A 12,414-nucleotide genomic window follows, 5' to 3' on the forward strand; every position below is an offset into this window, starting at 1 on the left:
CGTCAGAACAGACGTTCACGCACATAGACAGTATCTCCGGGCAGCAGCGGGTCTGACGTGACAACCCGGCCGGTCATCACCTTGCCGTTGATATCTCGGGTGATGTCGACGCTTTCCTGGTTGGCGCGCGGCGTGAAGCCGCCGGCAATGGCGACGGCTTTCTGAACGGTGAGGCCGGGCACATAGGAATACTGGCCGGCGGCGCCCACTTCGCCCATGACGAAGATAGGCCTGTAGCGGTCGATCTCGACGGAAACATCGGGATCGCGCAGATAGCCTTGGCGCAGTTTGTCGGCGATTTCCTTTTCCATCTGCTGGGCGGTGTGGCCGCGGGCCGGCACGGCGCCGACCAGCGGGAAGGAGAGATATCCGGACTGGTCGACACTATAGGTGTTGGTCAGCCCGTCCTGCTCGAACACGGTGACGCGGACGCGGTCACCCGCGCCCAGGCGATAGGGTTGATCGAGCACCTCGTGGAAGGCGGCCGGCGTCGGCCGGTAGCTGGAGCAGCCAGCAAGCATCGACACGGCAAGCAGCGCGCGAAAGAGGGAAGCAGTGCTTTTCATGACAGGACACATACCTTCGACTGGCCGCTGCGGCGTCGCAGCAAACATCTGAGAGCGCGTCCGTTATCGTCCTGTTAGGGTTAATGGCCGGTAAAGGGCGCGATCGATACGGCATCGATCGGCAGGAGTTTTATAACTTTGACGGTTTTGCTTGGCGCCTGCCAGTAAGTCCTGACGGAAGCTTCCTGTGATCTTAACGGCTGAGTTACCATAGTTGTTTACGGTGCATGCGATCCGTATCGGAGTAGGATGCATGTCCGTTCAGTCCACGGCCGCAGACGTTGACGTCGATCTCAGGCAGCTCTTCGCCAGCCTGGCGAGGAACTGGCTGCGAATATTGGTCGTCTCCCTGGTGGTTACCGGGTTGGCGTTTGCGCTCGCTTCGCTGGCAACCAAGCACTACAAGGCCCAGACGCAGGTTCAGATCGATACGCGTGAATCCGTCTACACGCGCCCGGCCGGCAGCAATGACAGCGACAAGCCTATCCTCGATGAGCAAGGCGTCGCCACCCAGGTCCAGATCATTTCGTCCAACGAAATCCTCAAGCAGGTAGCGCAGAAGCTTGATCTGTCGCGATTGCACGAATTCGACGAAACTGTCGATATGTCGCCTCTCAACCGCCTGCTGATCCTGGTGGGGTTGAAGAACGATCCCATGGATATTCCGGTCGACGAACGCGTCCTGAAGAAGATGCGCGAGAAGCTCAACGTCTATGGCGTCGAAAAGACGCGTATCATCGCCATCGAGTTCTCCTCGGAAGATCCCAAGCTCGCGGCTGCTATCCCCGATGCCATTGCCGCCGCCTACATTGCCGGGCAGGGCGCGGCCAAGCTCGAATCCAACACCGCCGCGGCGGACTTCCTGGCTCCCGAGATCGCCGATCTGCAGAAGCAGGTCAGGGATGCCGAGGCCAAGGTCGCCGCCTATCGCGCCCAGTCGGACCTTCTGGTGGGCGGCAACAATTCTGTGCTCGCCACCCAACAACTGGCCGAACTGTCGACCGAATTGTCGCGGGTGCGGGCCAACCGCGCCGCCGCCGAGGGCACCGCCGACAGCGTGCGCAAGGCGCTGCAGAATGGCGGCTCGCTGGATTCGCTGCCCGAGGTGCTGTCATCCGCTCTGATCCAGCGCTTGCGCGAACGGCAGGTCGAACTGCGCGCTAACATCGCCGACCTGTCGACGACGCTGCTCGACAATCATCCGCGCATTCGCGCGGCAAAATCACAGCTGGCCGATCTCGACGCGCAGATCCGCAGCGAAGCTCAGAAGGTGATGAAGGGGCTGGCTATGCAGGCCGATGCCGCCAAGTCACGTGAGAGCCAGCTCGTCGCCGACGTCAACACGCTGAAGGCGGCTTCCGCGGAGGCAGGCGAACAGCAGGTCGGTCTCGATGCGCTGCAGCGTGACGCTGCCGCCAAGCGCCAGCAGCTCGAACTTTACCTGACCAACTACCGCGAGGCGGCTTCGCGCCAGGATCGCAATTACGTGCCGGTCGACGCGCGTGTCATCTCGAAGGCCGTAGTGCCTTCCGAGGCCTACTTCCCCAAGATCGGGCCGATCGTCGGTGCTGCTTTTGCCGCCTCGCTTTTGCTCATGTCGGTGTTCACGCTGCTGCGCGAACTCTTTTCCGGCCGCGCCATGCGCCCGGCCAGCGGCGCTCGCTTCGAGCCGATCGACGAGGTGGCGATGCCGGTCGCGGCCAGGGAAACGACGATCATTCCAGAGTCCGGGCCTGAGCACCACGCTGAGAAAGCGGTGAAACCGGAGATGATGGTGGAACCGGATCTGCCCTCGCCGGCGGAATCTGCCATAGAGGTCGAACCCGCCGCCGGCGCACCGGTCGCCGAAACCGTCCCTGTTGCCGAGGCCGTCCCGGTCGCCAAAACCAGGCCGCGTTCGGTGCTGGGCGAGATCGACGTTGAAAAAGCGGCGGAAAAGCTGATCGCAAGCGGCGCCGCGCGCGCCATCTTCGTGTCGCCCGAAGGTGACGAGGCGGCCGCGTCCGCGATCCTGGTGGCGCGTGAGGTCTCCGACGCCGGCCTGCGCGTGCTGCTGCTCGACCTCACGGCTTCCGGCGCCGCCTCGCGACCGATGCTCGACAGCGGACTGTTCCCGGGCATCACCAATCTGCTCGCGTCGCAGGCGCAGTTCAGCGAAGTCATCCACCCCGACCTCTATTCCGACTGCCATGTCATTCCTGTCGGCACCGCCGATCCGGTTCGCGCCATGCGCGCCGCCGACCGGCTGCCGATCATCATGCAATCGCTGACCACCGCCTATGACCTGGTGGTGGTCGAATGCGGTCCCGCCGACGCCCAAGGCATCAGCCGTCTGGGTGGCGATGCGACCGAGGTGTTCCTCTCCATGCTGGAGCCGGATGATGAGGTGACGCAGGCCGCCGTCAAGCTTATCGAGAATGGCTATCCGGAGTTGACGCTGGTGACCCCGCTCGGCCACGAACCGCCGGGCACCCCGGTGCCGGGAAGGCGCTCGGCGGCTTGAGTCCGATGAGCGGCGCTTGTGGTCATCACGTTGGAAGGTGGGCGGGTTAGCTACCGTCCTCGGCGGGCGCCGGCGCCTGGCCAGCGGCCTTGCGACGCAGCAGCTTGGTCAGCTTCCAGATCGTCGGACTGTTCTTGACGACGGCTTTCAGCCTGGCGCTTTGCCGCAGCCCCAGCGCCAGTGCGCGGCCTTTCGACGTCAGCGGAACCAGCACCTCGAAGTGCTGCGTTTCGATATCGCACCATAAACGCTTGTACGGCTCGTCGCCGACCGAGAAATCATAGACGTCGAAACCCGCCTCGCAGGCTTCCTGGATATTGTCGAAGAACAGGAAGTCGCCGGGGCTGGTGTGGGCGAGGTCATCCTCGGCGATCGCGCCGAACTCGCAGATCAGCCGTTTGCCCGAGCGGCTCGATCCGGTCACGGCGCGAAGCTTGCCGGCGACCTCGAGCCCGTGCAGCACGAAGGAGGGCTTATCCTCGGCAAGCGCCTCGGTGAACAGAGCACGGAAGAACGCGCGCACTTGATTGTCGCCGAAGACGTTGGCGATGCCCATCCTGCGGAAGCGGGATTCCTTCATCTCGAAAAAGCCGTCGAGCAGCCGGCCGACCTCGTCCACGGTCCGCGCCTCGATGCGCCGATGGCTGCCGATGGCCTCGAACTTGCGCGTCTGCGAGCGGTGCTTCTTGCGTTTGCGCTTTCCGTTTGCGCGAGAGAGCAGTGCATCCAAACCGCCAACCAGGTCGACGGCGAGCGACAGGTTCGGGCTGTCGAAATAATCGAACGAGGCGAGTGGGTTGGCTACGCCATCGAGGTCGGGCAGCAGGCGTTCGAAGGCGACGAGATCGATGTCGGGGCGAGCCTCGGCTATGGCCGCCAGGGTCGAACGAATAGCCGCACTGTCCGCCCTGGCAAGCCATTGCGGGTCGGCGGCGACGAAATTGCCATTGGCGTGGCGGCCGCCCATGAAGCGGGCAACACGGAATGGCCCATGGCCGACGACCTCCAGCGCCAGTGCGAAAACCGGTCTGCCTTCGCAATTCAGCATCGCCACGACCGGGTCCGGCTCGACCTGCGCGGCCCAGTTGCGGATCCAAACCGCGCTCTGCGCCGGCGCGAACACGGCGGAGCGGCAGAACGCGGCATAGGCCGCGAGCCCATCGGCGGAAGCGGTGGAAACCGACAGCCCAGCCGGCTCTATTGGCGGCACACTGGGCGGGGCTTCGATTGCCGCCAGGCGATTGCCGTCAAATGACGCGGCCGCGTCAACCATACCTCAATCCTTAGGGCGTATTGCTGCCGATTTGGGGGCGCTCAGGCGTATCCGTGCTTGGTTCAGCCTAGGCGCAAAAGGTGAAGGAATGATCGACGGCGGGGAGGCAATCCGAAAGCTGGCGCTCAACGTCGCCCGCTACACCGGCCTCGCACCGCTGGCCAAACCGCTGGTCGGCGGTATTGGCGCCATCCTCATGCTGCACCGCGTTACGGCAAAGCCCGAAAAGCCCGACAGCGTCAACCGTCATCTCAACATTGCGCCCGGCTTCCTCGACGCCATGATTGCCGGCCTGAAGGCGGATGGCTACGCCTTCGTCTCGATGGACGAGGCGGTGGAGCGTATCGCGGCGCGCCGCAAGGGCGGCCAGTTCGCCGCCATCACCGCCGACGACGCCTATCGCGACAACATGACCGAAGCCTTGCCGGTGCTGGAAAAGCACGGCGCGCCGATCACCATCTATGTGGCTCCGGGGCTGATCAACGGCACTGCGGATCTGTGGTGGGACGTGGTCGAGGATCTCGTCAACGCGGGCGATCGCCTGACCCTGACGACGTCCGACGGGCAAACGACGATCGACTGCACCAGCCCGGCCAAAAAGCTCCAGGCCATCGCACGGCTGCACACCTATCTCACCACCGAGGTTCGCGAGGAGGACCTGCGCGCCGTGCTGCGCGAACTGGCGCATGCGAAAGGCGTCGACGCCGGCCGGCCGCGCGTCGACACGCTGATGACCTGGTCGGAGATCCGCGCGATCGCAGCGCATCCGCTCGTAACGATCGGTGCTCATACGATCAACCACAGCAATCTGAAGCGGCTTTCAGAAGCCGACGCGCGGCACGAAATCGTCGGGGTGAAGTCCATCCTGCGAGCCGAGCTGGGCGAGGAGCCGCGCCATTTCGCCTATCCCTACGGCTATGCCAGCGCTGTCGGCTGCCGCGAAGTGGGCTTTGTCCGCGATGCCGGCTACACCTCGGCCGTGACCACCCGTCATGGCGTGCTGCGCGCCGAACACGCCGGCTTCCTGCACGCATTGCCGCGCATCTCGGTCAACGGCCGTTATCAGAACCTCGCCCACATCCGCACCATGCTGTCTGGCGTGACGACGCCGCTCGCCAACGCCGGAAAGATGGTGGTCACCATCTGAGGCCGGCCGGCAACGGTTCAGCGCTTGGGCCGAGGCTCCAGCATCAGCCATTTGATGATGCCCATGGCCGGCAGCACCCAGAGCAGGCCGCTTAGCAGGAAGAACAGGAAATGTGTCCACGGGCCCGCCTCGGACAGCCGGGCGACCGCGAAGATCGATGCGACCAGCGCGTAGATGACGACAAGCGCCACCAGCAGGAACATTCCGATCAGCTTTTTCAGGCGCACGGGCATGGTTGGCCTCCTGGAGCCGGGGTAAAGTGCGGCCCAGCTCAATGTGTCGGCTTGGCCATAGGCCTTGACGCGAAGCTGTGCAACCCGACAGACGCGGCGCGACGGCGTGCCGCGCCGCCCGGTCTTGCATGCGGGAATGCGATGGTCCACCAATCCGCGACTTCAACCTGCCGGGATAAATCCATGGCCGCCATTACTGCCGCGCCTTACGAGGCGCGTGACCGCGATCTGCACAACCGCGCGCTGGTGCGCGGCTGGCTCTACGTGGTGCTTCTGGTGCTGTTCGCGCTGGTGCTGGTCGGCGGCGCCACAAGGCTCACCGAGTCCGGCCTGTCGATCACCGAGTGGCAGCCGATCCACGGCGTTATCCCGCCGCTCAACGACGCCGAATGGCAAGAGGAATTCCAGCGTTATCAGCAGATCCCGCAATATGCCGAGCTCAACAAGGGCATGAGCATCGAGGCATTCAAGTCGATCTTCTGGTGGGAGTGGGCGCATCGGCTCCTGGCGCGCAGCGTCGGCCTGGTCTTTGCCTTGCCGCTGCTGTTCTTCTGGGCGGCGCGCCGCATCGAGCGCGGACTGGGGCCGAAGCTGGTCGGCATCCTGCTTCTCGGCGGTCTGCAAGGCGCCATCGGCTGGTGGATGGTTGCCTCGGGTCTGGTCGACCGCGTCTCGGTCAGCCAGTACCGGCTCGCCACCCATCTGACGCTTGCCGCCCTGATCTTCACGGCGACCATGGTCGTCGCGCGCGGCCTGGCGCCGCATTCGGAACCTGCGGCCGATCGTTCGACCCAGAAACTGGCTGGTTTCATAGTGCTTCTGGCGCTGATCCAGATCTATCTCGGCGGTCTGGTCGCCGGGCTCCACGCTGGCCTGAGCTACAACACCTGGCCGCTGATGGACGGCAAGATCATTCCCGGCGATCTGCTGATCCTGGAGCCGGCATGGCGCAATTTCTTCGAAAGCCCCAAGACGGTGCAGTTCGTGCACCGGATCGGCGCCTACACGGTGTTCGTCGTCGCCCTGTGGCACATGATCGCCACGCGTCGCCGTCTGCCCGGTTCAACGCATGCTCGTCGCGCGACGCTGTTGTTTGCCCTGGTGCTGGTGCAGGCCTCCGTCGGCATCGGCACGCTGTTGATGCATGTGCCGCTGCACATGGCGCTGATCCACCAGGGATTCGCGTTGATCGTGCTGGGGTTCGCCGCCGCGCATTGGCGCGGCACCAAGGGCGCATATCCCTTGCCCCACGAGATCGCCCTCGGACGCTGAGTCTCTCCGGTCACATCCAGAACGTTCGACTGCGCCATCGTCTTGTCGCCGTCGAATTCCGCCTGACGCAAGGCGGCACGGATCAGAAGCCGAGCCGTACCGTTCGGATCGCTGCTGCGACCGACAGTTCGCGGTTCTCCTCGATCGCGTTGTCGTCCTCATGGTGCCAGGAAGCCGACAGGCAGCCATAGGCGATGGCTTGATCCAGTATTGCCGCCGGCGTCTGGCTCAGCGTTCGCGCAAAGACTTCAGCCATCCCGGCAATCCGTGGGGGATCGAGACAAAGGTCGTCGCGATCAAGAGGATTGTAGAACATGTTCGCGGCATCGAATCCCGGGTCGCCGAGAACGCTCTTCGGATCTATCACCAGCCAGCCGCGTGCTCCGTGCATGATGTTGTCGTGATGGAGGTCGCCATGCAGCGGCCTGACATCATGCGGACCACCCAGCAGCCGGTCGGCGATTTCCGCCGCTTCGACATAAAGGCTGTTCCGGCCAACGACACGGTCGGCCTCCGCTTTCTTGAACAGGCTGGAAAATCGTTCCCGAAGCGGCTGCAGGTCGGGCGGAGCGGGGTGATCCGATGGCGAAAACAGCTTTGCCATCACCTCCGCCGCGATTTCCGTGGCGGCCAAATCTCCCTGCTCGGCAAGAACATGCGACAGCATGGTCTCCCCGGCATATTCGAGCAACATGGAATGCCCGTCGCGGCCCAGCAGCCGCACGGCGCCTTCGCCGCGCCGCCAGGCAAGGAAATGCTCGCCGCGCAACTCGTCTGCGACGTCATCGAATGGCTTCAGCGCCTTGACGATCGCCGGCGAGCCGTCCTCGCGCCGCACCTTCCAGATGCGGCTCGAAAAGGTCTCGGCGATGAGCTCGGGCGCGCTGATCTTCCAACGGTCCGGAAATGCCGGTGCCGCCATCAGAGGCCGAGCATCAGGTCCATGTTCTGTACGGCAGCCCCCGATGCCCCTTTGCCGAGATTGTCGTAAACGGCGAGCAGCAGGGCCTGCGCGCGCTTGTCATTGGCAAAGACGTAGAGCTTCATTCGGTTGGTGCCATTGTAGATTTCCGGATCGATCTCCGGAATGCGCTCCACATGCGCATAGGGCGCCACTTCGACCACGCCGCCCTTGATGGCGGCGAAATGGTCGGCGATGGCTGCATGGAGTTCCGCACCGGTCGGCACATGGTCGAGGCCACCGAGCTGCAGCGGCACCACCGTGATCATGCCTTGCGCGAAATTGCCCACCGCTGGCTGCATGATCGGATCGTGCGACAGTTTCGCATAGGCCCTGAGCTCCGGCACGTGCTTGTGCTGGAGGGTGAGCCCGTAGGGCAGGAATTCAGAGGCGTCCTCGCCCTTGGCGACATAGTCCTCGATCATCGGGCGGCCGCCGCCCGAATAACCCGAGATGCCGTTGACTGTGACCGGGAAATCCGCAGGCAGCAGGCCGGCGGCGACCAGCGGCCGCAGCGTCGCGATCGGTCCCTGCGGCCAGCAGCCGGGATTGGCGACGCGTTTCGCCGCCCCGATCTTCTTCGCCTGCTCCTTGTCCATCTCGGCAAAGCCATATTCCCAGCCTTGCGCTACGCGATGCGCGGTCGAAGCATCGATGACCCTGGTGGTCTCGTTGGAGATCAGCGACACGCTCTCCTTCGCCGCATCGTCCGGCAGGCACAGGATCGCAACGTCGGCGGCATTGAGGAATTCGGCTCGCGCCGCCGTTTCCTTGCGGCGCTCGGCGGGAATTGAAATGATCTCCAGGTCGCCGCGCTCGGCAAGCAGCGCCCGGATTTGGAGACCGGTGGTGCCGTGCTCGCCGTCGATGAAGATTTTCGGTTTCATTGGCTGATCAAATTCCCTGATATCGAAAACTATATGCCGTTGCCTTGGTTCACCGCGGCACCGTTGTGGCTGCCGTTGTTCAGCTCTTCGAGCCGTGCTTTCCGCTCGGCCAGCAGGCCGAGATACTGCATGGCGATCATCGAGCCGGCAATCGCCGTTATATCGGCGTGATCGTAGGCCGGCGCAACCTCCACGACATCGGCCCCGACAATATCGATCTGGTTGAGCTGGCGCAGCGTCGACAGGATCTTTGCAGAGGACGGCCCGCCGGCGACCGGCGTGCCGGTGCCGGGTGCATAGGCGGGATCAAGGCAGTCGATATCAAAGGTGAGATAGGTCTTCTTGCCGCCCGTCCTGTCGACGATGGCGTAGGCGATGTCGGATGCACGCATCTCCTCGATCTCGTGACCGTAGAGGATCTTGATGCCGAACGTGTCAGGCGCGTGGGTGCGGATGCCGATCTGGATCGAGCGGTCGGGATCGATAATGCCTTCCTTGACCGCGCGGCCGACGAAGGATCCATGGTCGATGCGTTTGCCGTCATCCTCCCAGGTATCCTGGTGCGCATCGAACTGCACCAGAGCGAGCGGGCCATGGATTGCGGCATGTGCCTTGAGCAGGGGCCAGGTGACGAAATGGTCGCCGCCCAGCGACAGCAGGAAAGCACCTGACTTCAGGATCTTGGCCGCCTCGCGTTCGATCGTCCCCGGCGTCTTCTGGTGGTTGCCGGTATCAAGCAGACAATCGCCATAGTCGACCACCGCGAGGTGCTCGAACAGATCGCGCGAAAAGGGATATTGCGGATCGTTGTCGAGGATTGCCGAGGCGCGGCGGATCGCCTGCGGCCCGAAACGCGCGCCGGGCCGATTGGTGACGGCGGCATCGAAAGGGATGCCCCAAACCACAGCGTCCGCGCCCTTCACATCCTTCGTGTATCTGCGTCGCATGAACGACAGTGCGCCGGCATAGGTCGGCTCCAGTGAAGCGCCCGTCTTTGAGCGGGCTGTGAAGGCATGGTCGATGTTCTTGTTCGCCATTACGGATCCTTGGTTTTCATCGGGTGCAACAACTACAGAACCGGCACGCAACATGCCAGTCACAGCTTGGGGAAACGAAACGGCGCGGCCGCGGTGCCGCCGCGAGACAGGATTGTATCATCATGACACAGACCGCGTTTCTTGATTCTCCCCACGGCGCGGTGTCGATCCAGGCCGGCACGGTGGCGGGTGAGCGGTTCCTGGTTCTCGATTCGTGGCGCGGCATCTGCGCCCTGCTGGTTGCGCTGTTCCACTTCCCGACCGCTTCGACGATCTCGCAAAGCGCCTTTGTCGGTTCGTCCTATCTGTTTGTCGACTTCTTCTTCGTTCTCTCCGGTTTCGTCATCGCCAGCTCCTATGGCTGGCGGCTGAGCCAGCCGCGGGAGGTCGCACGCTTTGCGGTGGTGCGCTTCGGCCGCATCTATCCGCTGCATTTTCTCATGCTCGCCGCCTTTGCCGGATTCGAGCTGCTGCGGCTGATGCTGCCGCAGGTGCATGGCGCCGGTGCCGCTCCCTTCACCGGCGGCTTCAGCCTCCAGAGCCTGCTTGCCAACCTGCTGCTGCTCCAGGGGGTCGGCTTCGAGGACCAATTGACCTGGAATGCGCCAAGCTGGAGCATTTCGGCGGAGTTCTTCGCCTATCTGTTGTTCGCGGGAGTGGTCTTCACCGCAGGCGCGCGCGCCTGGGTGTGGTTCGTCGCCGCCGCCATCGCCGCGCCGCTGTTCCTGCTTGGCTTCTCGACCCACCACATGGATGTCTCCTTCGATTTCGGCTTCATACGCTGCCTGTACGGCTTCTCGCTCGGCGCCTTGCTTGCCTGGTTCCAGCATGATTCCATTGCAGGCGCGCGACAGGCGCTTGCCCGGACCGGCCCGCTGCTGAGCTGGACCCTTGCAGAAATCGTCATGGCGGCTGTCATTGTGCTTTTCATCGCGCTGGCGGGCGACAATGATGCCGGGATAGCAGCACCGCTGGTGTTCGCGCTGGCGCTGTTCCTCTTTGCCCATGAGGGCGGCTGGATCAGTGTCTTCCTGAGAACCCCTTTCATGCTGACGCTCGGCGCGCTGTCCTACTCGATCTACATGGTCCACATCTTCGTCCAGGCGCGCATGATCAATGTCGCCGGCCTGGTCGAGCGCAAGCTCGGCCTCGGTCTTGTCGGCGACATCGTCTTGCGCGGAGAGCCGGCGACCGGCTTCGGCGCCGGCTGGGCGGGGGACGTTGCGATCCTCGTCATGCTTCTTGTCACGATAGGTGTCTCCTGGATCACCTGGCGTTGCGTCGAGATGCCTGCGATGGCCTGGTTCCGCCGACTGTCGAAACGCATCTGAGGCGACATATCGCGGCAACCGCTAGCCGGCTTCGTTCACCTAGATGTCACGGGCATCGCCTATTCCCGGTTTGATCCGGAATGGAGCGATTCTCGATGCGGACCTTCTGGCCGAGCCTTCTGCTTTCCGTCACGCTGGCGGCTTCCGCCAGCCAGTCAATGGCGGGCGAAACCCGCGCCAGGCAGATCCTCGACCGCTTCGAACATGCCAACCATTGGCGCGACCACGTCATGGTGGCCGCGCATCGCGCCGGCAGCATGCAGACCGGCAAGAGGCTGTATGCGGAAAATTCGCTCGCCGCCGTCGAAGGCTCGATCGCGATTGGCGCCGAGATCGTCGAGGTCGACATCCGGCGCTCGAAGGACGGCGAGTTTGTCGTCATGCATGACAGCTGGCTTGATCGCACCACGACCTGCAAGGGTGAGGTGGTTAAGTACACGCTGGCCGAACTGAAGAGCTGCCGGCTGGTGATCGAAGGCACGGGCGCCGTCACCGACGAGACAGTCTCGACGCTGCGCGAGATGCTGCTGGCGACCCGGGACAAGATCCTCATCAATCTCGACAACAAGCTCGAGGTTGGGGACCTGTCGGGTATGGTCGCGGTGGCGCGAGATCTCGGCATGGCCGACCAGGTCATCGTCAAGGAAAACCTGTGGAGCCAGACCAGGATCGCTACGGTGAAGGCTGCCATGGAAGCGGTCGGCAGCGGCTTCCAGTTCATGCCGATCATCGCCGACGACGCAGTGCATGACGCCGGTTTCGTCGCGACGGTCGACCATGCTTTTGCGCCGCGCGCGATCGAGCTGATCAACTGGCGCGCCGGCGCGGAGACGTTGACCGAGACTGGCGGAGCGCTGTTCAGCACGCGCATGCGCGCGGCCGCGGTGAGGGGCGACTGGCACATCTGGGCCGACACCTACGCCATCGTCAACAAGCCCGGCGGCTTCCTTGCCGGCGGCCGGGGCGATGAACTGGCGGTTCAGGCCAGCCTGCCGCGTGAAGCCTGGGGCTTCTGGGCCGATCGCGGCGCCACCATCATCCAGACCGATGAGCCGAAGGCGGCGATAGGCTGGCTGGCGGCAAATGGGTTTCGCGTGCCCTATGCGGGGACGGGCGAACGCGTCGAACCTGCCGCGACCGCCAGCATCAATTGATTTGCGCGGCTGAAGTTCCGGCCTGGTTGTCGCAGGCCGGCGCCTGCTGA

11 protein-coding genes are annotated in these 12,414 nt (G+C 63.9%); 5 read left to right on the forward strand and 6 right to left on the reverse strand.

Annotated elements, in window-relative coordinates:
- Window positions 1-2 precede the first annotated feature (2 nt).
- Entirely contained in the window at window positions 3-566 is a 564-nt protein-coding gene (locus FJ959_RS19515; RefSeq protein WP_140493982.1) for a polysaccharide biosynthesis/export family protein, read from the reverse strand.
- Between the two features lie 253 nt (window positions 567-819).
- Here FJ959_RS19515 and FJ959_RS19520 point away from each other — a divergent pair, with 253 nt between their 5' ends.
- Entirely contained in the window at window positions 820-3,069 is a 2,250-nt protein-coding gene (locus FJ959_RS19520; RefSeq protein ID WP_140631562.1) for an exopolysaccharide transport family protein, read from the forward strand.
- A 46-nt stretch (window positions 3,070-3,115) separates the two neighbouring features.
- On the opposite strand, the gene FJ959_RS19525 is transcribed toward FJ959_RS19520, so the two are convergent.
- On the reverse strand, window positions 3,116-4,342 hold the full coding sequence (locus tag FJ959_RS19525; RefSeq protein WP_140631565.1) for a GNAT family N-acetyltransferase: 1,227 nt from the start codon (window positions 4,340-4,342) through the stop codon (window positions 3,116-3,118).
- Between the two features lie 88 nt (window positions 4,343-4,430).
- Here FJ959_RS19525 and FJ959_RS19530 point away from each other — a divergent pair, with 88 nt between their 5' ends.
- On the forward strand, window positions 4,431-5,489 hold the full coding sequence (locus tag FJ959_RS19530; protein WP_140631567.1) for a polysaccharide deacetylase family protein: 1,059 nt from the start codon (window positions 4,431-4,433) through the stop codon (window positions 5,487-5,489).
- 17 nt (window positions 5,490-5,506) lie between these two features.
- On the opposite strand, the gene FJ959_RS19535 is transcribed toward FJ959_RS19530, so the two are convergent.
- Window positions 5,507-5,722, reverse strand: coding sequence for a DUF2842 domain-containing protein (locus FJ959_RS19535; protein ID WP_140556977.1), 216 nt, complete (start codon window positions 5,720-5,722; stop codon window positions 5,507-5,509).
- 183 nt (window positions 5,723-5,905) lie between these two features.
- On the opposite strand from FJ959_RS19535, the gene FJ959_RS19540 reads away from it, so the two are divergent.
- A complete protein-coding gene (locus FJ959_RS19540; RefSeq protein ID WP_140565223.1) occupies window positions 5,906-6,994 on the forward strand; it encodes a COX15/CtaA family protein in 1,089 nt (362 codons plus the stop codon).
- Between the two features lie 82 nt (window positions 6,995-7,076).
- On the opposite strand, the gene FJ959_RS19545 is transcribed toward FJ959_RS19540, so the two are convergent.
- From FJ959_RS19545 to speB, 3 genes are read right to left on the reverse strand one after another with little or no spacing between them, the layout of a single operon-like run.
- Window positions 7,077-7,919, reverse strand: a complete 843-nt coding sequence (locus FJ959_RS19545; protein WP_210239535.1) for an aminoglycoside phosphotransferase family protein — start codon at window positions 7,917-7,919, stop codon at window positions 7,077-7,079.
- Window positions 7,916-8,842 (reverse strand): N-acetyl-gamma-glutamyl-phosphate reductase, encoded by a 927-nt coding sequence (argC, locus tag FJ959_RS19550; protein ID WP_140493968.1) that lies wholly within the window; start codon window positions 8,840-8,842, stop codon window positions 7,916-7,918. Before argC ends, FJ959_RS19545 begins: the two co-directional genes overlap by 4 nt.
- 29 nt (window positions 8,843-8,871) lie before the next feature.
- Window positions 8,872-9,879 carry an agmatinase gene (speB, locus tag FJ959_RS19555; protein WP_140631572.1) on the reverse strand — a complete coding sequence of 336 codons (1,008 nt, stop codon included), beginning with the start codon at window positions 9,877-9,879 and terminating at the stop codon, window positions 8,872-8,874.
- Window positions 9,880-10,001: 122 nt separating this feature from the next.
- On the opposite strand from speB, the gene FJ959_RS19560 reads away from it, so the two are divergent.
- Both FJ959_RS19560 and FJ959_RS19565 read left to right on the forward strand, forming a co-directional pair.
- A complete protein-coding gene (locus tag FJ959_RS19560) occupies window positions 10,002-11,210 on the forward strand; it encodes an acyltransferase (RefSeq protein ID WP_140631575.1) in 1,209 nt (402 codons plus the stop codon).
- Between the two features lie 95 nt (window positions 11,211-11,305).
- The gene (locus tag FJ959_RS19565; RefSeq protein ID WP_140521825.1) at window positions 11,306-12,364 is read left to right on the forward strand and encodes a glycerophosphodiester phosphodiesterase family protein; all 1,059 of its coding nucleotides are present in this window, start codon (window positions 11,306-11,308) and stop codon (window positions 12,362-12,364) included.
- Window positions 12,365-12,414 lie beyond the last annotated feature (50 nt).

Origin of the sequence: Mesorhizobium sp. B2-2-4 (assembly GCF_006442375.1) — a bacterium.
GTDB lineage: Bacteria > Pseudomonadota > Alphaproteobacteria > Rhizobiales > Rhizobiaceae > Mesorhizobium.